General features: G+C 62.4%; 27 protein-coding genes. 12 read left to right on the top strand and 15 right to left on the bottom strand.

The window, feature by feature from the left end; all coding sequences use genetic code 11:
- A complete protein-coding gene (locus AAGW23_RS19620; protein WP_342407968.1) occupies positions 1 to 1,845 on the top strand; it encodes a nitric oxide reductase activation protein NorD in 1,845 nt (614 codons plus the stop codon).
- Positions 1,846 to 2,497: 652 nt separating this feature from the next.
- Here AAGW23_RS19620 and AAGW23_RS19625 read toward each other — a convergent pair.
- The 4 genes from AAGW23_RS19625 to ytfE all read right to left on the bottom strand — a co-directional run bounded on the left by AAGW23_RS19625 (position 2,498) and on the right by ytfE (position 4,650).
- On the bottom strand, positions 2,498 to 2,689 hold the full coding sequence (locus tag AAGW23_RS19625) for a DnrP protein (RefSeq protein WP_102835550.1): 192 nt from the start codon (positions 2,687 to 2,689) through the stop codon (positions 2,498 to 2,500).
- Between the two features lie 142 nt (positions 2,690 to 2,831).
- Positions 2,832 to 3,515 (bottom strand): Crp/Fnr family transcriptional regulator, encoded by a 684-nt coding sequence (locus tag AAGW23_RS19630; RefSeq protein WP_102835551.1) that lies wholly within the window; start codon positions 3,513 to 3,515, stop codon positions 2,832 to 2,834.
- 197 nt (positions 3,516 to 3,712) lie between these two features.
- A complete protein-coding gene (locus AAGW23_RS19635; RefSeq protein WP_234484525.1) occupies positions 3,713 to 3,928 on the bottom strand; it encodes a hypothetical protein in 216 nt (71 codons plus the stop codon).
- A gap of 56 nt (positions 3,929 to 3,984) precedes the next feature.
- Entirely contained in the window at positions 3,985 to 4,650 is a 666-nt protein-coding gene (gene ytfE, locus AAGW23_RS19640) for an iron-sulfur cluster repair protein YtfE (RefSeq protein WP_342407969.1), read from the bottom strand.
- Between the two features lie 147 nt (positions 4,651 to 4,797).
- On the opposite strand from ytfE, the gene norR reads away from it, so the two are divergent.
- The 5 genes from norR (at position 4,798) to ubiT (ending at position 9,340) form a co-directional block, all read left to right on the top strand.
- Positions 4,798 to 6,327, top strand: a complete 1,530-nt coding sequence (norR, locus tag AAGW23_RS19645) for a nitric oxide reductase transcriptional regulator NorR (RefSeq protein WP_342407970.1) — start codon at positions 4,798 to 4,800, stop codon at positions 6,325 to 6,327.
- 108 nt (positions 6,328 to 6,435) lie between these two features.
- Complete coding sequence (locus tag AAGW23_RS19650) at positions 6,436 to 6,645, top strand: hypothetical protein (RefSeq protein ID WP_342407971.1); 210 nt, start codon at positions 6,436 to 6,438, stop codon at positions 6,643 to 6,645.
- A gap of 301 nt (positions 6,646 to 6,946) precedes the next feature.
- Positions 6,947 to 7,942, top strand: coding sequence for a ubiquinone anaerobic biosynthesis protein UbiU (gene ubiU / locus AAGW23_RS19655; RefSeq protein ID WP_342407972.1), 996 nt, complete (start codon positions 6,947 to 6,949; stop codon positions 7,940 to 7,942).
- Between the two features lie 19 nt (positions 7,943 to 7,961).
- Positions 7,962 to 8,852, top strand: a complete 891-nt coding sequence (locus tag AAGW23_RS19660; protein ID WP_342407973.1) for a U32 family peptidase — start codon at positions 7,962 to 7,964, stop codon at positions 8,850 to 8,852.
- Positions 8,846 to 9,340 (top strand): ubiquinone anaerobic biosynthesis accessory factor UbiT, encoded by a 495-nt coding sequence (ubiT, locus tag AAGW23_RS19665; protein ID WP_342407974.1) that lies wholly within the window; start codon positions 8,846 to 8,848, stop codon positions 9,338 to 9,340. Before AAGW23_RS19660 ends, ubiT begins: the two co-directional genes overlap by 7 nt.
- A gap of 54 nt (positions 9,341 to 9,394) precedes the next feature.
- Here the strand turns inward: ubiT and AAGW23_RS19670 are convergent, their stop codons facing one another.
- Both AAGW23_RS19670 and AAGW23_RS19675 read right to left on the bottom strand, forming a co-directional pair.
- Positions 9,395 to 9,790 (bottom strand): putative zinc-binding protein, encoded by a 396-nt coding sequence (locus tag AAGW23_RS19670; protein ID WP_342407975.1) that lies wholly within the window; start codon positions 9,788 to 9,790, stop codon positions 9,395 to 9,397.
- A 97-nt stretch (positions 9,791 to 9,887) separates the two neighbouring features.
- Positions 9,888 to 10,565, bottom strand: coding sequence for a Crp/Fnr family transcriptional regulator (locus AAGW23_RS19675; protein ID WP_102835559.1), 678 nt, complete (start codon positions 10,563 to 10,565; stop codon positions 9,888 to 9,890).
- Positions 10,566 to 10,802: 237 nt separating this feature from the next.
- Between AAGW23_RS19675 and AAGW23_RS19680 the strand changes: the two genes are divergently transcribed.
- The 3 genes from AAGW23_RS19680 (at position 10,803) to AAGW23_RS19690 (ending at position 13,828) form a co-directional block, all read left to right on the top strand.
- On the top strand, positions 10,803 to 12,809 hold the full coding sequence (locus AAGW23_RS19680; RefSeq protein ID WP_342407976.1) for a ribonucleoside triphosphate reductase: 2,007 nt from the start codon (positions 10,803 to 10,805) through the stop codon (positions 12,807 to 12,809).
- Between the two features lie 156 nt (positions 12,810 to 12,965).
- Positions 12,966 to 13,130, top strand: coding sequence for an anaerobic ribonucleoside-triphosphate reductase (gene nrdD / locus AAGW23_RS19685; protein ID WP_045430017.1), 165 nt, complete (start codon positions 12,966 to 12,968; stop codon positions 13,128 to 13,130).
- Between the two features lie 2 nt (positions 13,131 to 13,132).
- Positions 13,133 to 13,828, top strand: coding sequence for an anaerobic ribonucleoside-triphosphate reductase activating protein (locus AAGW23_RS19690; protein ID WP_342407977.1), 696 nt, complete (start codon positions 13,133 to 13,135; stop codon positions 13,826 to 13,828).
- A gap of 121 nt (positions 13,829 to 13,949) precedes the next feature.
- Here AAGW23_RS19690 and AAGW23_RS19695 read toward each other — a convergent pair whose 3' ends face one another.
- The 4 genes from AAGW23_RS19695 to AAGW23_RS19710 are packed head-to-tail and all read right to left on the bottom strand — an operon-like array spanning position 13,950 to position 17,081.
- Complete coding sequence (locus tag AAGW23_RS19695; RefSeq protein ID WP_342407978.1) at positions 13,950 to 15,326, bottom strand: 4Fe-4S binding protein; 1,377 nt, start codon at positions 15,324 to 15,326, stop codon at positions 13,950 to 13,952.
- Positions 15,323 to 16,180, bottom strand: a complete 858-nt coding sequence (locus AAGW23_RS19700; protein WP_342407979.1) for an FTR1 family iron permease — start codon at positions 16,178 to 16,180, stop codon at positions 15,323 to 15,325. The genes AAGW23_RS19695 and AAGW23_RS19700 overlap by 4 nt, the downstream gene beginning before the upstream one ends.
- A 21-nt stretch (positions 16,181 to 16,201) precedes the next feature.
- Positions 16,202 to 16,534 carry a cupredoxin domain-containing protein gene (locus AAGW23_RS19705; protein ID WP_342407980.1) on the bottom strand — a complete coding sequence of 111 codons (333 nt, stop codon included), beginning with the start codon at positions 16,532 to 16,534 and terminating at the stop codon, positions 16,202 to 16,204.
- Between the two features lie 13 nt (positions 16,535 to 16,547).
- Positions 16,548 to 17,081 (bottom strand): iron transporter, encoded by a 534-nt coding sequence (locus tag AAGW23_RS19710; RefSeq protein WP_342407981.1) that lies wholly within the window; start codon positions 17,079 to 17,081, stop codon positions 16,548 to 16,550.
- A 327-nt stretch (positions 17,082 to 17,408) separates the two neighbouring features.
- On the opposite strand from AAGW23_RS19710, the gene mdtD reads away from it, so the two are divergent.
- Positions 17,409 to 18,818, top strand: coding sequence for a multidrug transporter subunit MdtD (gene mdtD, locus AAGW23_RS19715; protein WP_342407982.1), 1,410 nt, complete (start codon positions 17,409 to 17,411; stop codon positions 18,816 to 18,818).
- A gap of 12 nt (positions 18,819 to 18,830) precedes the next feature.
- Here mdtD and AAGW23_RS19720 read toward each other — a convergent pair whose 3' ends face one another.
- Entirely contained in the window at positions 18,831 to 19,046 is a 216-nt protein-coding gene (locus tag AAGW23_RS19720; RefSeq protein WP_342407983.1) for a hypothetical protein, read from the bottom strand.
- A 449-nt stretch (positions 19,047 to 19,495) separates the two neighbouring features.
- On the opposite strand from AAGW23_RS19720, the gene AAGW23_RS19725 reads away from it, so the two are divergent.
- Positions 19,496 to 19,756, top strand: a complete 261-nt coding sequence (locus AAGW23_RS19725; protein WP_342407984.1) for a hypothetical protein — start codon at positions 19,496 to 19,498, stop codon at positions 19,754 to 19,756.
- A 27-nt stretch (positions 19,757 to 19,783) separates the two neighbouring features.
- On the opposite strand, the gene AAGW23_RS19730 is transcribed toward AAGW23_RS19725, so the two are convergent.
- Positions 19,784 to 20,533, bottom strand: a complete 750-nt coding sequence (locus AAGW23_RS19730; protein ID WP_342407985.1) for an MBL fold metallo-hydrolase — start codon at positions 20,531 to 20,533, stop codon at positions 19,784 to 19,786.
- A gap of 12 nt (positions 20,534 to 20,545) precedes the next feature.
- Entirely contained in the window at positions 20,546 to 20,980 is a 435-nt protein-coding gene (locus AAGW23_RS19735) for a hypothetical protein (RefSeq protein ID WP_064481552.1), read from the bottom strand.
- A gap of 207 nt (positions 20,981 to 21,187) precedes the next feature.
- Here AAGW23_RS19735 and AAGW23_RS19740 point away from each other — a divergent pair, with 207 nt between their 5' ends.
- Positions 21,188 to 21,508 carry an ArsR/SmtB family transcription factor gene (locus tag AAGW23_RS19740; protein WP_425540842.1) on the top strand — a complete coding sequence of 107 codons (321 nt, stop codon included), beginning with the start codon at positions 21,188 to 21,190 and terminating at the stop codon, positions 21,506 to 21,508.
- Positions 21,509 to 21,557: 49 nt separating this feature from the next.
- Here AAGW23_RS19740 and AAGW23_RS19745 read toward each other — a convergent pair whose 3' ends face one another.
- On the bottom strand, positions 21,558 to 22,940 hold the full coding sequence (locus tag AAGW23_RS19745; RefSeq protein ID WP_342407987.1) for an ATP-binding protein: 1,383 nt from the start codon (positions 22,938 to 22,940) through the stop codon (positions 21,558 to 21,560).
- Complete coding sequence (locus AAGW23_RS19750; protein ID WP_342407988.1) at positions 22,937 to 23,632, bottom strand: response regulator transcription factor; 696 nt, start codon at positions 23,630 to 23,632, stop codon at positions 22,937 to 22,939. The genes AAGW23_RS19745 and AAGW23_RS19750 overlap by 4 nt, the downstream gene beginning before the upstream one ends.
- Positions 23,633 to 23,700 lie beyond the last annotated feature (68 nt).

Raw genomic sequence — 23,700 nt, forward strand, 5'->3', positions numbered from 1 at the left:
ATGGCCTTTACCATCGAAGTCGAAGAGTGGGTCGGCAGTGTCTGGCACCGTTTCATCACCCGCCGCGCCAGCCCGGACTTTCCCGACGCCAGCGTTTCGCTGGAAAGCATGCAACGGCCACTGTCGATGCTGTTCCGCGCCATGGGCGGTGCCAGCGGTATTGGTGTCGAAGCGGCCAACGCGCGCGACCTTATGCTGCGTCGGACGCTGCTCCAGCAGGTTGCCGGCACCTGCAAACAGCTGCCGGTCGCCTGGTGCGATGCCAGCAACCTGCGGCTGCCACAAAACCTTGCGGTGTACCCTGACGTTTCACTCAACCAGGACCTCTATCGCTGGCTGGCGCTGCTTGCGGCGCAGGCTGGCGAGATGCGCCATTGGGCGCGTGACAACCAACGCTGGACGCAGGTCATCCTCGAGCGTTTTCCGGCCATGCAGCCTCGTTACGCGCGCTTGGTCGAAGCGCATCTGCAGCTGCGGCCAGATCCGGACACGCTGCCTCGCGCGGAGGCAGCGCTGGAGCGTGCCATCTGCCAGGCCCTGCGGGAACCGGGCAGTGTTCAGCAATTTCCGCGTAGCGAAGTGGCCCCCTGGCCGCTGCCCATGTGGCTGTACCCGGCGGAAAATCTCGGCGTGCCCCAGGCCACCGAACTCGCTGAGGAAGATCAGGACAACAACCTGCAGGCCCCGCCGACCGAGCAGAAAGGCATGCGCAAGCGTGCCAAGCGTGTCGAGGACAGCACCAGCAAGGGCGGCCTGATGCTGTTCCGTCTGGAAAACCTGTTCAGCTGGTCCGAGCACGTCGAGCTGGATCGCCAGGGCGATGACAGCGAAAACGAGGACGCCTCACGCGTCGCCGAGGATCTCGACGAGATCGCCATGTCGCGTCAGCGTATGCGCAAGGGCGGCGGCCTCAAGCTGCACCTCGATCTGCCGCCTGCCGATGTGGATGACATTCCGCTGGGCGAAGGCCTCAAGCTGCCGGAGTGGGACTACCGCAAGCAGCGCATGCAGGAGGACTTTGTCAGCCTGCAGATGATGTTGCCGCGCGGTTCCGAACCCATGGGCTTGCCGCTGCGGCTGAGCCCGCTGGCGCGCAAGCTGCGCCGGCAGTTCGAACACCTGCGCAATGACCGGCAATGGTTGCGCGGGCAGCCCCAGGGCTCGGAGCTGGACATGCAGGCCTGGTTGGACTTTCACGTCGAGCGCCAGCACGGCCAGTGCGCCGAGCGTGGGTTGTTCATGGAACAGCGGCAGAATCGTCGCGACCTGGCGTGCCTGCTGCTGGCCGACCTGTCGATGTCCACCGACGCGCACCTGGACGACGAGCACAAGGTGATCGACGTGATCACCGACAGCCTGCTGCTGTTCGGCGAAGCACTGTCTGCCGTCGGCGACGATTTCGCGCTGTACGGTTTCTCCTCGCTGCGTCGTCAGCAAGTGCGCATGCAGGAACTCAAGCGTTTCAAGCAGCGTTACGGCGACGACACCCGTGGTCGGATCCAGGCGCTGAAACCCGGTTATTACACGCGCATGGGCGCAGCCATTCGCCAGGCCACCGAGCTGCTCGGCAAGTGCAAGCAACGGCGCAAGCTGTTGCTGCTGGTCACCGACGGCAAGCCCAACGACCTGGATCTGTATGAGGGGCGCTACGGCGTCGAGGACACCCGCCAAGCCGTGCTCGAGGCCAGGCGCCATGGCCTGCTGCCGTTCTGCATCACCATCGACCAGGAGGCCGGCGATTACCTGCCCTACATGTTCGGCGCCAACGGCTACACCCTGATCAAGGAGCCGCAACAGCTACCGTTCCGCCTGCCGCAGCTATATAAACAGCTGACCCAGCCGTAGGTTGGATGTCGCCTTTCACATTTACCGTGACTGCACTCGGTGGATCGCCACACGGTGGACCGCCACCCTGTGGCTCGGTGAGGCGTGATCCACACTACTAATCGCCTGGGCAGATGGCGTGGCAACCGTAGCGTAAAACGGGCGGCGTTCCGTTTGCGCCCACCAGCCTTTGCGCCGCTTGATATCTCGCCGTTCAGCTGCGGACATGGCCTGTTCATGCCGCGACATTGACGCAGTGTTCCGAGGCCATGTTTTTTAGCGCCGTTGCTTCGCTTGACTCTGACGTATTCATCGGTGAGCTGAAGCCCACCCTACGAAGTTATGGCGCGCCGTATTCAGGCTGGCCAGTTTGGAAGGACGTTGCTTTGATGGACGCAAGCCCACTCTGCTAGATGGCCCGGCAATGCGGTCGGAGCACACTGACGGTTTTTGTAGGGTGGGCTTCAGCCCACCAAGGCATCTATCGAGCGGCTCTTGCCCACCAAGCTTGATGCCGCTATCCATTCTCCCGAAGCTGCCTCGGGGGCATGTGGCATGTGATTCGTAGGGTGGATGTCGCGCTTTACATCCACCACCACACCGCTCGGTGGATCGCCACCCGGTGAATCGCCACCCGGTAAATCGGTCAGGCGTGATCCACCCTACCAACGGCCTAGAACAGGTTGCGGGGCAACCAGACGATCATCACCGCGCAGAACACGGCAAGACCGATACAGAACCAGAAGAATCTGTTTTGACGGCGATCCCCTGCGGTGTCGGCCAGGGCGGGGAGGGGCATGCCGCAGTTGCTGCATTCGGCTTCCTGCGGCGGATTGGGTTGCTGGCAATACAGGCATCTGGGCATGGCAGCGTCCTCTCTAGTTCACTTCCAGCTTGCCATGCACTGCTGCTGTTAGAGGTTGACGGTAATCAATGAGTTGCAAGAGGTTCGCGCCCCTGCGCCAACTGCCCCCGAGGGGCTGGTGAGCAGGTGTATCGCTGGCGCGTTACTCGAAGGATTCGAGGCGTTGACGATCAAGAATGGTGATCTGGCGGCCTTCCTGGGTGATGATTTCCTCATCGATCAAGCGCCTGATGATCCGCGAGAATGTCTCCGGCTGGATCGACAGATGGCCGGCGATCAGCTGCTTGGCCATGGGCAGCTCGAAGCTGCTGCCTTCATCCTTCAAACGCGCCAGCTGAGTCATCAGATAGCGCACCACGCGGTGGGTGGCGTTCTTCAGCGAAAGGGTTTCGATTTCGTTGATGCGCTGGTGCAAGCGTACGCTGAGCTTGCCGAGCAGGGCGAAAGAGAGCTTCTGGTTCGCTTCCAGCAGGCGCATGTAGGCCGCGTTGGAGAAGCGATAGACCTGCGTCGGACAGACAGCTTGGGCCGAGGCGACATAGTTGGGCGTGTCCATCAGCATCATCGCTTCGGCAAAGGTCTGGCGATTGCCGATCACCTCGAAGACTTTCTCCTGGCCGTCCGGGGTGAGGCGGTAGATTTTCACCGCGCCGGAAATTACGAAATAGAACGAATGCGCCGGTTCGCCCTGATGAAAAAGGTTGTCGCCCTTGTCCAGGTTGAGCAACTGACTTGCGCTCATCAGCTCGTCCATCTGTTCGTCGTTCAAGGGTTCGAACAGGTGGTGGCTGCGCAGAATCTGGTTGTGTACGCGGTGAAGCACCATGCAAGGCATCCTTAATTTCTAATAATTGAGTCGTCTGCAATCATGTTTGCAGAGCGGAACGGTACCTGCGCTCAAACAGGCAGGCCGAAGCCGCTTCGAGAGCGCAGTGAAAAGTCTTACAGAGCCTAGCCCAGATGCCATGGCGCGCGTATTGATGCAGGCCGGATTAGGCTGATGCAGATCCTTCCGCGCATGCCTTACCGAAGCGGTTTTCGGTCTCGCTGCAGTGAGGCGGTGTCGGTGGTCCATCGCTGATCGATGTCAGCGGGCAAAGCAGGGCGCGTACCCAGCTCGTTGTGACTGCCTGTCGCCTGTGCGGTATCGATCACCACGTCGAGTGCCACGCCGCTGGCCAGCGCCAGCATCGACGCCATTGCAAGGCCCCAAGCCAGGGGTTGGATGACTGCTTTCATGTGCACCTCCGGTACTGCAGGGAGCGGGCCGTCTGGCCCGTAGCGTTGAGGTCGTTTCAGTGTGCCTGGGCGAACAGAATGTTGTTCTCCAGATGAATGTGCTGCATCAGATCGCCACGCAGTTCTTCGAGCCCGCGATACAGCGCAAGCCAGGTGTTGCAGGCGTTCGCTGGCGGGGTGATGTCGTTGGTCAGTTCGGCCAGCCGTTGCAGCGCGGCGCCGTGCTGATCGTGTTCATAACGCATCACCGCAATCGGACCCTGAGTCTGGGGTAGCTGAATGTTGCGCTGCAGCATGGGGAAGAGAATCTGCTCTTCCTTGAGCATGTGGCTCTCCAGCTCCTGCTGCATGCTCCAGAGGTGCTCGGCGAGGCCGGTCGGGCAGTCCGGCTTGTTGCCGTGAACCTGTTCGACACGACTGGCCAGGCGAATGAGTTCGGGCAGTTGGTCGCGATGACGCTCGTGGAAGCGTTCGAGGATGAATTCGATCAACGCACCTGCGGGCTCGCCGCGCCAGTCTGGCTCCGTCGCCGGTTCCCCCGTCAGTGCGGCGAGCTCGCCTGCGATGACTTGGGCGTCGAGGTTGCGCTGCATGGCGGCGTCGCGCAGCGGGGTGTCTCCACCGCAGCAGAAGTCCAGTTTGTATTGGCGAAACACGCGTGTGGCACCAGGGATCCGGCAGGCCAGGCTGCCCAGGGTTTGCTCGATAAGCGCAGTCGTCATGGCGGCGTCCCATGAGTGGATGTTGCTTGTACTGGAGCAAACCCTGTGCCATGGACAAATCATTGATTATTAGAGGGAAAATAATTTGATTGGTGAAATCTACCAAGGCGGTATAGGGTTTAAAAAACCTTACGGGTAGTAATCACCATGATGGAAGAAGCCCTGCTTGCCGATCTTGTCACCGAGCTGCCCAATGCGGTTCGCCTGCAACGCTTGGTGCACACGCTGCATCAGCGCTTTCGCTGTGGAGCAGTAGTGCTGCTACGCCTCGATGACGACACGCTGCGCCCGCTGGCGGCGGTGGGGCTGGTGCAGGAGGCACTGGGGCGGCGCTTCGTGGTGGCTCAGCATCCCCGGTTGGCGGCGATTCTCTCGCAACGCGAGCCCACCTGGTTCGAGCCTGACAGTCGATTGCCCGACCCCTATGACGGTCTGCTTGATGCGCATGTCGGCGAACCCTTGCCGGTGCACGACTGCATGGGCGTCAGCCTGTTCGTCGAGGGCAAACTGTGGGGAGCGCTGACCCTCGATGCACTGCACGCAGGGACTTTCGACGACGACGCGCGGCGCGACCTGCAGCGCTACACCCTGGTGATCGAGGCGGCCATCCGTATTACCCGGTTGGAGCACGAAAACCGCGGTCTGCGCCTCGCACGCAGCGACGTGCTGGAAACCACACAGGTGCCGGGCGACGGCGAAATTCTCGGGCAAAGCACGGTGATCCGCGAGCTGTTGCGTGAGCTGGAAGTGGTGGCCGACTCGGAGCTGCCGGTGCTGCTCCTGGGTGAAACCGGCGTAGGCAAGGAGTTGTTCGCGCGCTGGCTGCATCGTCACTCGCGGCGGCGCAACAAACCGCTGGTGCTGGTCAATTGCGCGGCGTTGCCCGAATCGCTGGCCGAAAGCGAGCTGTTCGGTCATGTGAAGGGTGCCTTCTCCGGTGCGACCACCGACCGGCCTGGCCGTTTCGATGCGGCCAATGGCGGCACGCTGCTGCTCGATGAAGTCGGCGAGCTGCCGTTGGTGGTGCAGGCCAAGCTGCTGCGCACCTTGCAGAATGGGGAAATCCAGCGCCTCGGGGCTGACAAGCCGCGTCAGGTCGATGTGCGCATTATCGCGGCGACCAACCGCAACCTGCGTGACAGCGTACGTGACGGGCATTTCCGCGCTGATCTCTATCACCGTCTTTCGGTTTATCCAGCGCCGATTCCGCCTCTGCGCGAACGCGGCAACGATGTCCTGATTCTGGCGGGCTACTTTCTCGAATTGAACCGTGCGCGTTTGGGCCTGCGCAGCATGCGGCTGTCGCCCGCTGCCGAACGGGCATTGCTCGGCTATGGCTGGCCGGGCAACGTCCGGGAGCTGGAGCACGTGATCAGCCGGGCGGCGCTGCGGTTGCTCAGTCGGGGCGCCTCGCGCAGCGAAATACTCACGCTGGAACCGGACCTGCTGGCGCTGGACAACGAGCACGCCAGCTCTTTCGCCCCGGCTGCCGATGTCGAGCCGGCGCCCGCAGAAGAGGAGATCGTCTCGTTGCGCGAAGCCGTCGATGGCGCCCAGCGCCAGGCGATCATCCGCGCGCTGGAGGCCAGCGGTGAGAACTGGGCGCAGGCCGCGCGGTTGCTGGACGTCGATTCGAGCAACCTGCACAAACTGGCGCGGCGGCTGAAACTGAAATGAGGCGGTCGACCAAGCCGCAATGCCGCTGGTGGTTGTTCCGCCAGTCGGCGTGAGTTGTCTTCGAGGTGTCGCGGTCTAAGCTCCAACTATCACCAACAGGAGATTTCCATGGCTCTGGACCATGACCAGTTCAACCAGCTGCTGAGCGAAGCCCAGGCCCACGCCGACCGTGCCGTCAGCGAGAACAACCCGCAGCATTATCAGCAGGCGTTCGAATCCAGCCTCAAGGCGATGCGTCTGCTCGCTGAAGAGTCCGGCAACTGGCGGGACGCTGTCGTTCGCGCGACCGAGGAGTTTCAGGGCGACGAAGGGATATAGCGCGACGCCAGTCCGAGCGGAGGCCGCCTGATTGCCCGGCAGCGCACGCTGGGAACGCGTCTGCTCGGGACTTGCATCGCTGGGCAGTCCCGAGCCAGCGCCAGCGCTGCCTTTTACCCTGTCCCGGCGAGTCCCTTCGCTCAGCGCAACTTGTGCAGGGCACCTCTTCAGCTTCGCCTCCTTGACGCTTATCAATGCCTCCCACTGGAGGCCTACCTAGACTGCCGACTTTCCGTCCGGCCCGGACGGGCACCTTTGCCGCAGGCAGGGTGCGCATGATTCCGCATGTCTAGGAGTTGCCATGCACTTGGTCTGTCCAGCAGGTAGCCTGCCCGCACTCAAGGCTGCCGTTCAGCAGGGTGCCGACGCCGTTTACGTCGGTTTTCGCGACGACACCAACGCCCGCCATTTCGCCGGCCTCAACATGGATGCGAAGCAGCTCGACAAGGGGCTGCAGCTGATCCGCGAAAAGCGTCGCCAGCTCTATATTGCCGTCAACACCTACGCCCAGCCGCAAGGCTGGTCCCGCTGGCAGCGTGCGGTCGATCAGGCCGCCGACCTCGGTGTCGACGCGCTGATCGCTGCCGATCCCGGCGTGCTTGGTTACGCCGCCAAACGGCACCCGCAGCTCAATCTGCACCTGTCGGTCCAGGGCTCGGCCACCAATGCCGCCGCGCTGGCCTTCTACCAACAGCGCTACAACATCAAGCGCGCCGTGCTGCCGCGGGTGCTGTCGCTCAAGCAGGTCAAGCAGGTCGCCGCCAGCAGTCCGGTGCCGATCGAGGTGTTCGCTTTTGGCAGCCTGTGCATCATGGCCGAAGGTCGCTGTCACCTTTCGTCCTACCTCACCGGTGAATCTCCGAATCTGTGCGGCGTCTGTTCGCCAGCCAAGGCGGTGCGTTGGAGCGAGGAGCCGGAAGGGCTGACCTCGCGGCTGAACAACGTGCTCATTGACCGTTATGCCGAAGGCGAATCAGCCGGTTATCCGACACTGTGCAAGGGCCGCTTCATGGTCAACGGCGAGCGCTTCCATGCACTTGAGGAGCCGACCAGCCTGAATACCTTGGACCTTATTCCGGAGCTGGCCAACATCGGCGTCACGGCGATGAAGATCGAGGGGCGGCAACGCAGCCCCGCCTATGTCGAGCAGGTCACCCGCGTCTGGCGCTCGGCGCTGGACGCCTATCTGCAGGCGCCGCAGCGTTATGCCGTGCAGCCCGGCTGGCGCGACGTCCTCGACGGCTTGTCGGAGGGTTCGCAAACGACCCTTGGCGCTTACCACCGGGCGTGGCAGTGAACCTCTTCAGGGAGCAAATATGAAACTCAGCCTAGGCCCCGTGCTGTTCTATTGGGATCGCCAGCAGACGCTGGACTTCTATGCCGACATGGCAGACATGCCGCTGGATGTGATCTATTTCGGCGAAACCGTCTGTTCCAAGCGCCGCGACATGGGCCTGGACGACTGGCTCGGTCTGGCCCGCGAGCTCAAACAGCGGTCGACGGCGCAGCTGGTGCTGTCCGGCCTGGCGCTGGTCGAGGCGGCTTCGGAGCTGTCCAGCCTGCGCCGGCTCTGCGAAAACGGCGAGCTGCTGGTCGAGGCCAATGACATGGGCGCGGTGCAGTACCTGTCCGAGAGAGGCGTGCCCTTCGTCGGTGGCCCGGCGCTCAACCTCTACAACGGCCTTGCACTGGCCGAGCTGGTCAGCAGCGGCATGCAGCGCTGGGTGCCGCCAGTGGAACTCTCCGGAGCCATGATCCGCGACGCGCGCGTGCAACTGTCTCAGCTCGGGGTGCCCATGCCGGAAATCGAGATTTTCGCCTACGGCCACCTTCCGCTGGCCTATTCGGCGCGCTGCTTCACCGCTCGCGCGGAAAATCGACCGAAGGATGATTGCCAGTTCTGTTGCCAGAACTATCCCGAAGGTATCCCGCTGTTGAGCCAGGAGGGCGAGGCGCTGTTCACCATCAATGGCATCCAGACCCTGTCGGCGTCGGTCAGCAACCTGCTGGCGGACTATCCGGCGCTGGTCGACAGCGGGGCCGAGCTGCTGCGGCTCAGCCCGCGTGCGTCGGGCATGACCGAGGTGGTGCAGGCATTCGACGCGGTGCGCAACGGTGGCCTGCCACCGCTCGCCGTCGACGGCTGCAACGGTTACTGGCATGGCCAGCCCGGCATGCTGCGCGCCGAGGAGGCCGGATTATGCTGAAGCCTCGGGCGCACCTGTTGAAACTCGGAGAGCATCTGTTGCCGCTGGCTGCGCGAACCCCGTTCGCGCTGCAACGTATCGCGCTGGAGCGCAGCCTCAATCAGGTCTTTGCTGAGCCCCTGGCTGATGATGCCTTCGAGGCACTGGAAGGTAACTGGATGCGCCTGGAAGTCGTCGACCTCAACCTGGCCTGGTGCCTGAGTTGCGAGCGGCAGAAATTGCGCATCGTCGAGCAGGCCCCGATTCAGGTCACCATCCGTGGTAACTGGCGAGAATTTCTGCTGCTCGCCAGTCGCCAGGAAGACCCCGATACGCTGTTTTTTCGTCGCCGGTTGGTGATCGAAGGCGACACCGAACTCGGCCTGGCCATCAAGAACCTGATCGACAGTCTGGACCCGGACCTGCTGCCGTCATGGTTATGGAAACTGCTGCAGGGCGCGGGAGAGGAAGTGGCGCTGGCAGGTCGCGCGCAGCCGGTCAGTGCCTGAACGAGCATTGACCGGCCAGGCCGACATCACCCACCCAGCCGCCGCGGTGAGCCGCTACACCGAGTGCAGTTGGGGCCGCGGTTTCATCCGGTCGCTGGCGATGATGTTGCGCATGTCCTCGAACAGCGCATCGGCTTCGGCCTCGGAGCAGTCTTCGCGGTAACGCTTGCGCAGACCGTAGCTGCTGAGGGTGATGTGTACGTTGGCGACAACGCCGTGCTGCGCCAGGCAGGCACGCGCGCAGTGCAGCGGACAGCCGTCGATGGCCAGGATCGCCCTGCCGGAGTTGGCCTTGTTGACCAGCGAGCTGACCCGGCCGCCAACACCGGCGATGCAGGACATTTCTGCCAGGCCGGCGCGGTCCAGACGCACGGCGAGGGTATTGGCCAGTTGCGCCACGTTGGAACAGCCCGAGCAGGCGTACACCAGGGGCAGGCGGGGTTTGGACATGCTGTTCTCCTGATCTGTTAGGGCTATCGCCAGTATCCGAGTCAGTCCGGAAATGGCCTATGACGGCTATCAAGAAGCTGGGTCAATCCGCCGCAGCTCAGTCCTGATAGGCGGCCAATCCCTGACTGTCGAGTATCTCGATGCGCCGGCGTTGTACGCTGATCATTCCGGACTCGATGAGCCGGTGCAGGATGCGCGAAAAGGTTTCCGGCTGGATGCCCAGCTTGGACGCGATCAAGCGCTTGGGCACATCGAGGGTGACGACGCCGCTGTCGTCCTCCTGCGATTGATAGAGAAAGCGCACCACGCGATGGCTGGCGTTGGCCAGGGTCAGGGTATCGATCTCGTTCAGGCGCTGGTGCAGGCGGATACTCAAGGTGCCAAGGATGTCCAGGCAGATGCTCGGGTGCTGCTCGAGCATGCGCCGGTAGTGCGGCCCGTGGAGGCTGGCAACCAGGCTGGCCTTCAGTGCCGTGGCACTGACCGGATAATTCGGCGCGCCGGTGAACAGCAAGGCTTCTGCAAACGACTCGCCGGCGCGGATTACCTCGACCAGTTTTTCTTGCCCGTCGCAGACCACGCGGTGCAGCTTCACCTGGCCGCTGAACAGAAAGTAGAACCGCTCGGCCTTGTCACCTTGATGAAACAGCGAGGCGCCCGCAGGCACGCGCTTGAGGTTGGCCGAGGCGCACACCTCCTGCAGCGCCGCTTCGGGCAGCCGGCTGAACAGGTGGTGTCGGCGGAGGTCCGCAACAAGGGATGTTTCGGTCAGCATGGTTCCTCCGCCGGTACCTGTCCGGGATTGTTCGACGTTGCATCCTAGGAGCACGCATCACCCAGCTTCCTTGATCGCAGACAAGATCCTCGACCGTGAATGCCTCGGAGCCTGTTTTAAAAATACGGCAGGGGTGAATTGACGATGGTCAATTCGCTCTGCATCGCTTTTGCCTACATTCCACACCATCTAGTGCTTAACGATTTTTTAACAACTACATATGGTGATGGAGGCGTGATGCTGGGGCTTGGGGAAGTGGATCGGCCGGTTTCGCTGCGCAAACGGGACGGACGCCTGGTGGCGTTCGAACTGGACAAGATCGGTGCTGCGATCGAGGCCGCTGGCCTTGCGACCGGTGAATTCGAACCGGTCACTGCCCAGGCGCTGGCTGCTCAGGTCCTGGCGCGTCTGCCGCAGCGGGTAGTGGCGGTCGAGCTGGCTCAGGATGCCGTCGAGCGTGTGTTGATGGAGGCGGGTTATTACGACACAGCGCGGGCGTACATCGTCTACCGCGAGCGCCATGGACGGCTGCGGCGCGATCGCAAGTCACTGGTCGACGTCGCCTCGTCGATGAACGAATACCTCTCGCGCGAAGACTGGCGGGTACGCGCCAACGCCAACCAGGGCTACTCGCTGGGTGGGCTGATTCTCAATGTGTCGGGCAAGGTCACTGCCAACTACTGGCTGGACGAGGTCTACAGCCCGGAAATCGGCATCGCCCATCGCGAGGGCGACCTGCACATCCATGATCTGGACATGCTCGCCGGCTACTGTGCGGGCTGGTCGCTGCGCACGCTGCTCAACGAAGGTTTCAATGGCATTCCTGGTCGGGTCGAGGCCGGGCCGCCGAAGCACCTGTCCAGCGCGCTGGGGCAGATGGTCAACTTTCTCGGCACGCTGCAGAACGAGTGGGCCGGCGCCCAGGCATTCAGCAGCTTCGATACGTACCTTGCGCCCTTCGTGCGCAAGGATGGCTTGGGGTTCGCGGAAATCCGCCAGGCGATCCAGGAATTCATCTACAACCTCAACGTGCCGTCGCGCTGGGGCACCCAGACGCCCTTTACCAACCTGACCTTCGACTGGGTCTGCCCGGAAGACCTGCGCGAGCAGATCCCCTACATCGGCGGCGTCGAGATGCCCTTCGCCTACGGAGACCTGCAGGCCGAGATGGAGCTGATCAACCGCGCCTACATCGAGGTCATGCAGGCTGGCGACGGGCTGGGCCGGGTGTTCACCTTTCCGATCCCGACTTACAACATCACCCACGATTTCCCCTGGGACAGCGAGAACGCCGAGCGCCTGTTCGAGATGACCGCGCGTTACGGCTTGCCGTACTTCCAGAATTTCCTCAATTCGGACATGCAGCCCAATCAGGTTCGCTCGATGTGCTGTCGCCTGCAGCTGGATGTGCGCGAGCTGCTCAAGCGCGGCGGCGGGCTGTTCGGCTCAGCGGAGCAGACAGGCTCGCTCGGCGTGGTGACGATCAACTGCGCGCGCCTTGGCTACCTGCATGCCGGCGACTGGACCGGGCTGATCGAGCATCTCGATGCGCTGCTGGAGCTGGCGCGGCAGAGCCTGGAGGTCAAGCGCAAGGTGATTCAGCACCACATGGACGCCGGCCTGTATCCCTACACCAAGCGATACCTGGGCACGCTGCGCAACCATTTCTCCACCATTGGCGTGAATGGGCTGCACGAGATGGTGCGCAACTACACCGAGGACAGTGACGGCCTGCACACCGAGGCCGGACGGCGTTTGGCCGTCGATCTGCTCGACCATGTGCGGGAAGAGCTGGTGCGCTTTCAGGAAGAAACCGGCCACCTCTACAACCTCGAGGCGACACCGGCCGAAGGCACCACCTACCGCTTCGCCAAGGAAGATCGCAGGCGTTTCCCTGAGATTTTGCAGGCTGGCTCTGCCGAGGCGCCGTACTACACCAACTCGTCGCAGCTGCCGGTGGGTTTCACCGATGACCCGTTCGAAGCGCTGATGCTGCAGGACGAGCTGCAGACCAAATACACCGGCGGCACCGTGTTGCACCTGTACATGGCCGAGCAGATTTCCTCGGCGCAGGCCTGCAAGAACCTGGTGCGCACCGCGCTGGGTCGATTCCGTCTGCCTTACCTGACCATTACCCCGACGTTCTCGATCTGCCCGGTGCATGGCTATCTCAGCGGTGAACACGAGTTCTGCCCGAAATGCGACGAGGCGCTGATCGCCAAACAACAGAGCTGCTGCGTCTGAGCCTCTTGTGACTGGGGCGCGGTCGTTGCGCGCCCCGGCGTCAATACAAACCGGACCAGCCATTAGGCGCCGGCTTGCTGGCGATCACCGTTATGGCTGCGCCGACCGGCGAATCCCGGAGCTACAACAAATCATCCACCCCTGAAGGAGCGACACATGACTCAAACCACCCAACTGCCTGAAGCCCAACGCCAGCGTTGCGAGGTCTGGACCCGCGTCATGGGCTATCACCGCCCGGTCGCGGCATTCAATCCTGGCAAGCAGTCCGAGCACCGCGAGCGGACTCATTTCACCGAGCAGGCTGCAGGGTTGGCTCGCTAGCCATGGGCGCCGCGCTACGGGTCGGCGGCATGGTGCAGCTGACCACGCTCGATTTCCCTGATCACTTGGCCTGCGTGCTGTTCTGTCAGGGTTGTGGCTGGCGTTGTCGCTATTGCCACAACCCGCAGTTGATCCCGACTTGTGGTGCCGAGGAGCGCGGCTGGGACGAGATTCTCGGCTTCCTCGACCAGCGGGTCGGCTTGCTCGAAGCGGTCGTATTCAGCGGCGGTGAGCCAACCCTGCAGCTGGCCCTGCCGGACGCCATCGAGCAGGTCCGCGCCAAGGGATTCAAGATCGGACTGCACAGCGCCGGCATCAAGCCGAAACTGTTTCGCCAGGTGCTGCCGCTGGTGGACTGGGTGGGCTTCGACGTCAAGGCGTTGCCTGAACATGGCCGGCTGATCACGGGCGTCGAAGGCAGTGGCGAGGCAAACTGGAAAAGTCTCGAAGCGCTTGTTGCGAGCGGCGTGGACTATGAGTGCCGCACCACCGTGCACTGGCAGCTGTTCGATGCTGAACGCCTGTGGGACATGGCGCAGCGCTTGCGCAAACTGGGTGTCGAACGGTTCGCCGTGCAATGCGTGCGTACCGGCCGAATGCTCGATGAGTCTCTCGCCGACAGCCGTGCGCCCTACGATCAGCAAAAACTCTGGGATCGCATGGGGCGGCTGTTTCCGTCGTTCGTGTTGCGAGGTTGATCAATCGATGTTTGACGGTGGGCTGAGGCGAACACTGCCCGGCCCGCCCGACGGACAGATTGCATGCCAGCCGCCGCGGGTAGGCTGGGCTTCAGCCCACCGTCGCTTGAGCGCGAATGAATCAGCTCCAGCCCCAGAACTGCAGATACCAGCCATAGCCCACCACCGCTGTCGCCAGTCCTGTGCAAGCGAAGGCTAACAGGCGACGCAGGCCGTTGGCGCCGTAACGGCTGATCACCTTCCAGGCCAGGTACAGACTCCAGCCAATCGCACCGGCCAGGAGCAAGGCACGGGTTGGCTGCGCCCAGGCGAGGATGAACCCTTCATACCGCAACAGCTTTATTGTGGTGGCCGACAGCCCGAGAAACAGTCCGGCGCCGCCCAGCGGGGTGAACGCCAGCGCCAGGTGGTGGAACACCTCACCTCGGCGTTTCATCAGGCGCACCGCACCTTGCAGCAGCAGCCAGAGCGCGCCACCGATCAGCAGCGAACTGGCGCCGATGTAGGCAAGGATTGCCGCCCCGTCGAGCCAGGTGAAGGCATCGTTGTTCTGCGGGTAATGCGTCAGCAGCCACCAGGGTGCATTGGCCTCCAGCGGCCAGAAGATATCGCGATCCACCAGCCATTCGGCAGCAGTCTGCTTGAGGCTGATGAACCAGGGGCTGACTGTCCATTGGAACGCGCCCATGGCCAGCCCGATCATGCCGAACAGCAGCAAGCTGCTGTTCCAATGGCCATGCTGCGCCTGGTTGCCGACGATGAGGATTTCCTGGTTCGGCGAGCGGGCGGCGAGGGCGACAGCGCCGCGCTGGCCACTGCAACGACCACAGGCGTGACATTCACTGTTGCCCTGCATGCGGCGAATGTCGATCAGCGGGGCGCAGTTGGGCGTGGCCAGTCGCGGCCCTTCGTTGGCCTGCCAGCGTTCCTCGTCCACCTTGTAGTGCATCGGCGCCAGGCGGGCGAGCAGGCCGAACACGCCGCTGACCGGGCACAGGTGTCGGCACCAGACACGTTTGCCGCGGCCATAGAGATAGCCGACGAGCATCGCCGCGACCGTCGAGCCACCCAGGATCAGCGCGGCAGCCTGACCGTAGTCGTAGACGCTGATCAGCTGGCCGTAGACGGTGGTCAGCACGAACGCAATGGTCGGCCAGCCGCTCCAGCGGATCCATTGCGGGGTGCGTTTGTTCAGCCCCCGCCAGCTGACCCACTCGCTGAGCGAGCCCTCCGGGCAGAGCACACCGCACCAGAGACGACCGAACAAGACCATCGACAGCAAGACAAAGGGCCACCAGAGCCCCCAGAACAGGAACTGGGCGAACACCGTGATGTTGTCGAGCATCCGTGCTTCGGACGGCGGCAGCGACAGAAACGCTGGCACCAGCAGCAGCACCAGGTAGAAGCCCACCACCAGCCACTGGATCAGGCGAATGGTCTTGGCGTGCTGGCGCAACAGGTCGCCGATGCGCGCCAGCCAAGGAGCATTGCTGATCATGCGGTGCGAGCCTCCAGACGAGCCTCCGGCTTCGGTCGCAGCCACGTCCAGACGGCCAGCCAATACAGCGCCATCAGGATGACCGCTGCCAGCGAGGGCATGGCGCGGTAACCGGTCAGCCCTGCGAGGGTGCTGCCCAGCGTGCTGCCGTCATCGAGCAGGACAGAGGTGTCCCACAGCGGATCGCCGAAGACGGTGTACAGCACCTCCGGAACCTCCATGCCCATCAGCTGCCCGCTGAAACGGTCGAGCCCGCCCATCAGCAGGGCTGCGCCGAGCAGCAACAGCAGGGCTTCGCTGACCTTGAAGAAGTGCCTCCAGGAAAACAGCCGGCTGCCAGCCTGCAAGGCCGCGTAGCTCAGCAATGCGAGCGCAAAGCCCAGCAGACCTCCTATGACAAAGCCGGTCAGGTCCGCTCCGTCTTGCTGATGACCGATGCCGTAGAGAAACACCACCGTTTCGCTGCCCTCGCGCGCCACGGCGAGCATCGCCAGTACCAGCAGGCCGACGCCGCTGCCCTGGCTGAGATGTGTCGCGGCACTGTCTACCAGGTTGCGCTTGAGGTCGCGCCCGTGGTGGTGCATCCAGCCGACCATCTGCAGGATCAGCAGCGCCGCAGCCAGCAGCATGGCGCACTGGAACCACTCACCGGCGGGACCGGCCAGCCAGTCGCCGGCGCTGAGAATGCCCCAGGCCAGCAGCGAAGCCAGACCCAGGCCGGCCACCACGCCGCCCCAGAGCATGCGCAGCGCATGACGGTTGCCCGGCTGCTGACTCAGCCAGGCATGCAGGATGCCGATGACCAGTAGCGCCTCGACGCTTTCACGCCAGACGATGAACATTGATTGGCCCATGTCGCTTCTCCTGTTGAGAGACTACTTGGCGATGATTTCGCCTTCCGGGAGGTCCATGTGGAACTCGTCGAAGAAGGGGTAGCGGCCGGGTTTGAGCGGATGGATGACGACAAACGAGGTGACGCCGGGCGAGAGCACCTTTTCCACCCGCAGTGGCGTGCTCTCGAATTCGGTCGGACCATTGCCCGCATTGATGACGATGATCTTGAAGCGCTGGCGGGCCGGGACTTCGAGGGTCGCCGGCTCGAAATGGCCGTCGCGAATGGTCAGCTCATACGTCGGCAACCCGGCCTGGACGCCGCCGGCAAAGCTGGCAACGAGCAGGGCGAGGGCAGGAAGCAGGGCGCGTTGCATGCTCACCTCCGACTCAATAACCGCCTTTCTTGCCGATGCCGGCATAGGTGAACTCGTAGTTCAGCGTGCACTGCTCGAACCAAGGCGCAACGCCGGTTTCCTTGTCGACGTGACGGCCGAACATCGTGTGCTTGCCATCCGGCGGCGAGACGATGAAGGTCAGCTGGTACTTGCCCGGCCCCATCAGCTTGACGTTGTCGCCATAGTGCGGGCCGTCATTGGCGACCATCGGGTGGAAGTCGCCTTCGATTTTCTCGTCCGAACCCTTCTTGCTCAGCGCATAGCGGATGTTGAGGTAGGAGACGAAGCTGCCTTCCTGCCAGCCATTGCGGTTGCCTTCGGTAGCGGAAATGTCGGCTTCCAGGTGCACGTCGGATTTGGCGGCTTCGAGCATCATGCCGGCCGGCTCCATCTCGACCGGTTGCAGGTAAACGGCACCGACTTCCATGCCACCGCACTGCTGCGGTTCACCGATGGGGTATTCCTTGGCCTGAGCGAGGGGAGCGAGCAGCAACGAAGCGATGGCGAGAGTAGCGGGAATGCGCATGAAGCCTCCGAGGAGAAAGATAAAAGACGTGGAGAGGTTCGCACCTGTGATGCTTAACGATAATGATTCGCGTCAATTTTGAATGAAATACTTTGTAACGTATACCCTCGACTGCTGCTTGTCGTTGCTTCTGATCGAGCGCCAGGCGCCGTCTACAGGGACTTCCGAGCCATTTCTGCGTTGAGTTGTCACACCCCGCTCGGGCGCTCAACCGGCGGCGATCTGTTCGCTGCAGCTGCGACGGGTGGGTAATGCTGCAGACGATTTAAAGCTGCGAGCCAGATCGATAGCGGCCTACCATATGCACTTTCGGAGTCGGGGAATTTCATGACTCAAGCTGTACTGGATGCCAGAACCGCCCGTGTACTGCCCTGGCTGGTCGCTATCGCGTTCTTCATGCAGACCCTGGATGGCACCATTCTCAACACCGCCTTGCCGGCGATGGCCCGCGACCTTGCCGAAGATCCACTGCGGATGCAGGGCGTGGTCATCGCCTACATGCTCACCGTGGCGCTGCTGATTCCGGCGTCGGGCTGGGTGGCGGATCGCTTTGGTACTCGGCCGGTTTTCTTTTCCGCTATCGCGCTGTTCACGCTGGGTTCGCTGCTGTGTGCGATGAGCACCAGCTTCAACCAACTGGTGATGTCGCGTGTGGTGCAGGCGGTCGGAGGCGCGCTGATGCTGCCGGTCGGAAGGCTGGTGATACTGCGGGCCTACCCGCGCAGCGAGTTTGTCCGGGTGATGACCTTCATCGCACTACCGGGCATGGTTGGACCTCTGATGGGTCCGACGCTCGGTGGCTGGTTGGTCCAATACGCATCCTGGCACTGGATTTTTTTGATCAACCTGCCGGTGGGATTGATTGGCTGCATCGCTGCCTTTCGTTTCATGCCCGACCTGAAGAGCGCCGAGCGCATGCGCTTCGATACCGTCGGCTTTCTGCTATTCGGTGGCGCCATGGTGCTGATCACCATTGCGCTTGAAGGCCTCGGCGAGATGCAAATGCCCCACGCCCGCGTGATGTTGCTGGTGGCCATCGGCAGTGCTTGCCTCGCGGCCTACTGGTTGCGCGCCGGTCACATTGATAAACCGCTGTTCAGTCCGACGCTGTTCCACACCCGCAGCTTTGCCGTGGGCATCTTTGGCAACCTGTTCGCACGATTGGGCAGCGGGGCATTGCCGTTCCTGCTGCCATTGCTGCTGCAGGTCGCGCTAGGCTATTCCCCGGCGCAGGCGGGCATGACCATGATCCCGTTGGCGCTGGGAGCGATGTTGATCAAACCTTTGGCCAAGCCGCTGATCGACCGCCTCGGTTACCGGCGCATCCTCATCGGCAACACGCTGTTGTTAGGCAGCCTGATCGCCAGTTTGGCGACCATCGACGGGCAGACTTCGACCGTGTTGCTGCTGCTGCACCTGAGCCTGATCGGTATGGTCAATTCCATGCAGTTCACGGCGATGAACACCGTGACGCTGGTGGGGCTGAGCAACCAGAACGCCAGCAGCGGCAACAGCCTGCTATCGGTGGTGGTGCAGTTGTCGATGAGCCTGGGGGTCGCCTCGGCCGGTGCCCTGCTGGGCGGCTTTACCGTGCCGGGTGCGGATGGCGCAGCCGTGTTGGATGCATTCCACCTGACCTTCCTGTGCATCGGCGCGATGTCAATGCTGGCTGCATCGTTGTTCTTTCAGTTGGACAGCAAGCAAACCATGGCCGGCCGCCACATCGACACCGAGTGATCGGGCGTTGGATCAGTCGATACAAAGCTCGATTTCTTCCTCCTCCTCAGGGATCTCATCGGTGACGATCACTCGCGCATGGTGGCTGGTTTCCTCCTCCATGCGCAGGCCATAGTAGCGGTCGTCATACGCATCCCAGAATGCTTGGACCTGCTCCATTGTAGCGGCCTCAAGGAGTACCTCCAGGCTGTGCTCCAGGACAATGGTGTAGAGTTTTTCGGCAGACATGATTAGCAGGCTCGTGCTCGATTCAAGAGGCGGCTGCTCCTCTGCAGCCGTGATGTCATTCTGACAGCTGAGGGGCCTTTGCAAGCTTCCGCTCATCGCCTGAAAAGAGATTCCCGCTGAACGGTTAGCCTCAATTTGGAACTGTTCGAATTGGGTTGTTCTGGCGAATGTTGTGTTCAGCCAGCCCACGACTCCCGTATCGATATGTCGTGAATTGCGACATATCGGTTCGCTTGCAGGTCACTGCCGAAGTTTCCTCGCTCTGAGCCTTCTGGCACGCAGCACCAGGTTTGCCACCGCTCGGGACACGCTTGTGACCCTCATTGAGTTCGCCCAAAACCCGCTGCCTTTGTTTACCTGTACGAGTAAACATTATCGACCTGTAAGTTGTAGCGACATATTGTTTAGCCATCGCCGGATATGCCGGTGGCAACAGAAGGATTTGATCTATGGGAACAATGGGAACGTTCTGGACGGTGACGGGAGGTTCGCTTTGCGCTGCGCTGGTGTTGGCCATCATTCTGTGGCTGCAGTGGTTGCAGCTCAGGCAACACAAGGTGGAACTCGCCGTGCTGCGTGATCTGCTAAAGGGGCTCGGTGAGATCATCCAGCGTCTGGAGCACGAAAAGGCCGAGCTGAGCGCCGGCCTGCGAGCGGAAACGGGGCAGGTCGAGTTACTCAAGCGGCAACTGAGTCAGCTACGTGGATGACTCAGTCTGCTCGCGTTCTTTGTGTTTTTACCCCTGAGGGCTGTGTTCCGCCTGCTCGCAATATTGCCGGTAGCTTTCCGCTAAGTCGGACGGGCACACACCACACTGGCGATTGCCAGGCACCGCGTGATCGATGAACTTCGGATACGGCAGATCCAGCTCCGCCATGATCGTTCTGAATTGCTCCAGCGATACGGCTTCGCCCAGTCGCGGATTGCGGCGCTTTTCCTGGGCGATGGTCGATACGCGGCGGTCATGGTAATCGTGGCCGGGATAAACCAGGGTGTCGTCCGGCAAAGCGAACAGCTTGCCTCTGACACTGTGGAACAGATCATCCGCACTGCCGTTCTGGAAATCGGTCCTGCCGCAGCCGTCTATCAACAGTGCATCGCCACTGAACAGTCGATCGCCGAGCAGGTACGCGAAATGCCCGTCCGTATGGCCCGGCGTATGCAACGGCGTCAGCTGCAGGCTGCCGACCTCAAACGGAGTGCCTTCCTCGATGCCTACGTCAGTACAGGCCAGCTTGTCGATGGCCGGGCTGGCGATACGGCAGCCGGTCTTCCGTTTCAGCTCCAGCGCGGCGGTGATGTGATCGGCATGTACGTGCGTGTCGAGGGTGAACGCCAGCTTCAAGCCCAGGCCGGCCAGCTCGGCCAGATCGCGATCCATCGTCGAGATGACCGGGTCGATCAGCACTGCTTGTCTGGTGTCCTCGCAGCCGAGCAGATAGGTGTAGGTGGAGGAAACGGGCTCGAATAGCTGGCGAAAGATCATCGTCTTCTCCGTTCAGTTGTGGGATGGCTGCGGCGCTTGGTTCAGCGTTTCCAGCAGTGCAAACTTCTCGCGGTCGATCTCGCCGCGCGTGCGAATCCCTAGTCGACGCATGACCGGAAGTGGCGGGCACCAGCCTTGCAGGCCGTGTTGCAGCAGAAACGGCAGCACAATACCGGGGAGCAGGAACCATTTACGGTTCACCGTCAGCCCGAGCAACAGGCCGGACAGCGCAAGCGAAGAAGCGTTGACCTCCAGCGCGCGCTCGACATCCCACTCGCGATCGAGTGCTTCGATGCGTTGGATGATCGAGTGTCGATCCAGATTGCTGAAGTGGCGGATGTTTTCTTCGGTTTGCTGATCAATAGCGTGATTGATCGAGGCGGATGTCGAGCGGCGAACTCGATCCGTCTGGTCACTTGTGGCAAGGTCCTGATGGATTGTGGTCATGGCAGTCTCCTGATGCACGCCCACCAGTGGGGCTGGCGTGGTGAGAAAATGACTACTGGAACAGGTGCGAGGCAGTACAACGCCCATAAGTTCCGATGAAAACCGCTCCGACGAGCAGGGACACTTTATTGAGATATATATCGGTAAAATGTTCCGTCAACCTGTCCTGATTAATGGTGGAAAATGGACGCTGCGTCAGAAATCGATATGCAAGCGCTTCGTAGCAGTGCAGCGCAGGCCTGCGGTTTGCTCAAGGTTTTGGGTAACCCCGACCGGTTGCTGCTGTTGTGCCAACTGACTCAGGGCGAGTACTGCGTGGGCGATTTGGCGACCCAGACGGGCATCACTCAGCCGACCCTGTCTCAGCAACTGACCGTGCTGCGACACAACGGCATGGTCAGCACCCGTCGCGAAGGCAAACAGGTCTACTACGGTATCGCGAGCCCTCAAGCGATGGAGGTTATGCAGGTGTTGTACAGGCTTTATTGTCAGGCGCCTCCCGTCGAGGAGAACGTCAGCGAACCTTGAGCAGGGCGCACGATGGCGCGTCTCGCATGCGGCATACGTAGCGTAAACGTCACCGGTCAGACGGTTGATATGGCGGATCACTCAGCCGCGAAGTCTTCTCAATAACGTCCTCCTGCAAACCAGCGATCAGCTCGACCTGCAGTCCATCGCCGTGGGCGACGAACCTGAGTTCACAACCGCAGCGCTCGGCGATGGCCTTGACGATGGAGAGCCCGAGCCCGCTGCCGTCCCCCTCGCTGTTTCGCCAGAATCGTTCGGTAAATCGTTCGACCTGTTGTGCAGCGATGACCGGTCCGTGATCGACCACCGTGAAGCAAACCTTGTCTTCAGCATGCTGCTGCAGTGACAGCTGAACGTGGGACCCTGGGCGCGTATGCCGACGTGCGTTGTCCAGCAGATTGCGCAGTGCGGCGATGGCCAGAGCGGGCGGCATGGCCAGGGCTCGCAGGGACACGTCTGCCGCCGCGTTCAACTCGATGCGGGGACCTGGCTGCTGGCTGGCGTCAGCGATGGCCAGTTGCGCCACCTCGATGGCCGTGCACCGTTGGCCGTCATCGAAGGACACCCGTCCCTCCACACGGGCCAGCATCAGCAGCTGCTCCAGTGTTCGGTGCAAGCGATCGGTGCCGAGCTCGGCCTGGGCCAACGCCCGCCTGGCGGTATCGCCCTCGGTCATGGCTGCGACCTGCAGATGGGTCTTGATGGCCGTCAGCGGGCTGCGCAGCTCGTGGGCGGCGTCATCGGTGAGCCGGCGTTCACGTTCGAGCGCCTGCGCGATCCGTGCAAACAGCTGATTCTGTGTTTCTACCAAAGGCGCCAATTCCGGCGGCAGCCGTTCGATGATCAGGGGATCGACCGAGTCGGCACTGCGCTGCGCCAGAGCGGTGCGGATTCGCCTGAGCGGCGACAGGCCTTTGCCAAGGCCAATCCAGAGCACGACCAGACTGCCGAGCAGGGCTACCAGTACCGGCAGTGCTGCAGCCAGCAGCACCGAGCGCTTGAGCGTCGCGCGTTCATCGAGTCGATCAGCCGTGGTGATGCGCATCCCGTCGCGGATCATGGTGAAGGTTCGCCAGGCCGTGTCGCCGATCAGCTGGTTGTGAAAGCCGGTGTGCTGGGCGTCAAGCACGCTGTCTGGCGCCGAATGGCTGCGCGCGAGCACCTCACCGCGCAGCGAGCTGACCTGGCAGGCCAGCCCGTTCTCGATACCGAGCTGCTCTGCGCTCAAGCGAGTGATACCGCCTTCACCCAGCTGCGGCTGCGGCAGTTGCACCAGCAGCCCGGTGACCATCCGAGCCGATGCGGCCAGTCGCTGATCGAGCGACAGCATCAGCTGGTTGCGTACATCGAACAGCATCCAGGTCGCTGCCGCCGACCAGAGCAGCACGAAAGCGGCGCCGAGGGCGAGGGTCAGACGCAGGCGCAGACTCATGTGTCGGTGGCTCGGGCCGGTTCGGTCACGGGCCCGGCGGGTCCCAGTCGATAGCCGAGTCCCCTGACGGTTTCGACAATGCCGTTGCCCAGCTTGCGACGCAGATGATGGATGTGGACGTTGAGCGCATTGCTCTCGACCTCGTCGTCCAGCCCGTATACCGCGTCTTTGAGCTGCTCGGCCGAAAGCACCCGGCCGGGGTTCTGCAAGAGCGCTTGCAGCAGCGCCTGTTCACGCCGGGACAGGTCAACTGGTTCGCCCGCCATGGAGGCGGAGCAGGCGGCCGGGTCATAGCTCAGCGGACCGTGTTCGATCAGGTGCGTCGTTCGTCCGGCGACGCGGCGCAGCAGAGCATGCAGCCGCGCCGCCAGTTCGCGCAGATCAAAGGGTTTGACCAGGTAGTCGTCGGCGCCTGCCTGGAGTCCCGAGACACGTTCGGCCACCGCATCCCGGGCTGTCAGAACGAGCACGGGCAATTTGAGCCCGCGACGCCGCAGTCGCTGGAGAAAGTGCAGGCCATCTTCGTCTGGCAGCCCCAGGTCGAGAATCATCAGATCGAAGTGGGCAGTGCGCAGCAGCGCGTCCGCCTGAGCGGCAGTCGCGGCATGGGCCACGCCGAAGCCCTGGGCTTGGAGCCCGGCAACGATGCCACTCGCGATGAGTGCATTGTCTTCTGTCAGCAGTACCTGCATGGGAAACTCGTCTTGAATGCACCGGCCAGTATCACGCTTCTCGATTAACGGAGCGTTATCAGAGGGTA

Source organism: Stutzerimonas chloritidismutans (assembly GCF_038562055.1).
In the GTDB taxonomy this organism is placed as follows: Bacteria; Pseudomonadota; Gammaproteobacteria; order Pseudomonadales; family Pseudomonadaceae; genus Stutzerimonas; species Stutzerimonas chloritidismutans_A.

What these genes read in the sequence shown, in the direction of transcription:
- AAGW23_RS19620 (WP_342407968.1), top strand. Translation starts at nt 1, where the DNA reads ATGGCCTTTACCATCGAAGTCGAAGAGTGGGTCGGCAGTGTCTGGCAC.
- AAGW23_RS19625 (WP_102835550.1), bottom strand. Translation starts at nt 2,689, where the DNA reads ATGCCCAGATGCCTGTATTGCCAGCAACCCAATCCGCCGCAGGAAGCC.
- AAGW23_RS19630 (WP_102835551.1), bottom strand. Translation starts at nt 3,515, where the DNA reads ATGGTGCTTCACCGCGTACACAACCAGATTCTGCGCAGCCACCACCTG.
- AAGW23_RS19635 (WP_234484525.1), bottom strand. Translation starts at nt 3,928, where the DNA reads ATGAAAGCAGTCATCCAACCCCTGGCTTGGGGCCTTGCAATGGCGTCG.
- ytfE (WP_342407969.1), bottom strand. Translation starts at nt 4,650, where the DNA reads ATGACGACTGCGCTTATCGAGCAAACCCTGGGCAGCCTGGCCTGCCGG.
- norR (WP_342407970.1), top strand. Translation starts at nt 4,798, where the DNA reads ATGATGGAAGAAGCCCTGCTTGCCGATCTTGTCACCGAGCTGCCCAAT.
- AAGW23_RS19650 (WP_342407971.1), top strand. Translation starts at nt 6,436, where the DNA reads ATGGCTCTGGACCATGACCAGTTCAACCAGCTGCTGAGCGAAGCCCAG.
- ubiU (WP_342407972.1), top strand. Translation starts at nt 6,947, where the DNA reads ATGCACTTGGTCTGTCCAGCAGGTAGCCTGCCCGCACTCAAGGCTGCC.
- AAGW23_RS19660 (WP_342407973.1), top strand. Translation starts at nt 7,962, where the DNA reads ATGAAACTCAGCCTAGGCCCCGTGCTGTTCTATTGGGATCGCCAGCAG.
- ubiT (WP_342407974.1), top strand. Translation starts at nt 8,846, where the DNA reads ATGCTGAAGCCTCGGGCGCACCTGTTGAAACTCGGAGAGCATCTGTTG.
- AAGW23_RS19670 (WP_342407975.1), bottom strand. Translation starts at nt 9,790, where the DNA reads ATGTCCAAACCCCGCCTGCCCCTGGTGTACGCCTGCTCGGGCTGTTCC.
- AAGW23_RS19675 (WP_102835559.1), bottom strand. Translation starts at nt 10,565, where the DNA reads ATGCTGACCGAAACATCCCTTGTTGCGGACCTCCGCCGACACCACCTG.
- AAGW23_RS19680 (WP_342407976.1), top strand. Translation starts at nt 10,803, where the DNA reads ATGCTGGGGCTTGGGGAAGTGGATCGGCCGGTTTCGCTGCGCAAACGG.
- nrdD (WP_045430017.1), top strand. Translation starts at nt 12,966, where the DNA reads ATGACTCAAACCACCCAACTGCCTGAAGCCCAACGCCAGCGTTGCGAG.
- AAGW23_RS19690 (WP_342407977.1), top strand. Translation starts at nt 13,133, where the DNA reads ATGGGCGCCGCGCTACGGGTCGGCGGCATGGTGCAGCTGACCACGCTC.
- AAGW23_RS19695 (WP_342407978.1), bottom strand. Translation starts at nt 15,326, where the DNA reads ATGATCAGCAATGCTCCTTGGCTGGCGCGCATCGGCGACCTGTTGCGC.
- AAGW23_RS19700 (WP_342407979.1), bottom strand. Translation starts at nt 16,180, where the DNA reads ATGGGCCAATCAATGTTCATCGTCTGGCGTGAAAGCGTCGAGGCGCTA.
- AAGW23_RS19705 (WP_342407980.1), bottom strand. Translation starts at nt 16,534, where the DNA reads ATGCAACGCGCCCTGCTTCCTGCCCTCGCCCTGCTCGTTGCCAGCTTT.
- AAGW23_RS19710 (WP_342407981.1), bottom strand. Translation starts at nt 17,081, where the DNA reads ATGCGCATTCCCGCTACTCTCGCCATCGCTTCGTTGCTGCTCGCTCCC.
- mdtD (WP_342407982.1), top strand. Translation starts at nt 17,409, where the DNA reads ATGACTCAAGCTGTACTGGATGCCAGAACCGCCCGTGTACTGCCCTGG.
- AAGW23_RS19720 (WP_342407983.1), bottom strand. Translation starts at nt 19,046, where the DNA reads ATGTCTGCCGAAAAACTCTACACCATTGTCCTGGAGCACAGCCTGGAG.
- AAGW23_RS19725 (WP_342407984.1), top strand. Translation starts at nt 19,496, where the DNA reads ATGGGAACAATGGGAACGTTCTGGACGGTGACGGGAGGTTCGCTTTGC.
- AAGW23_RS19730 (WP_342407985.1), bottom strand. Translation starts at nt 20,533, where the DNA reads ATGATCTTTCGCCAGCTATTCGAGCCCGTTTCCTCCACCTACACCTAT.
- AAGW23_RS19735 (WP_064481552.1), bottom strand. Translation starts at nt 20,980, where the DNA reads ATGACCACAATCCATCAGGACCTTGCCACAAGTGACCAGACGGATCGA.
- AAGW23_RS19740 (WP_425540842.1), top strand. Translation starts at nt 21,188, where the DNA reads ATGCAAGCGCTTCGTAGCAGTGCAGCGCAGGCCTGCGGTTTGCTCAAG.
- AAGW23_RS19745 (WP_342407987.1), bottom strand. Translation starts at nt 22,940, where the DNA reads ATGAGTCTGCGCCTGCGTCTGACCCTCGCCCTCGGCGCCGCTTTCGTG.
- AAGW23_RS19750 (WP_342407988.1), bottom strand. Translation starts at nt 23,632, where the DNA reads ATGCAGGTACTGCTGACAGAAGACAATGCACTCATCGCGAGTGGCATC.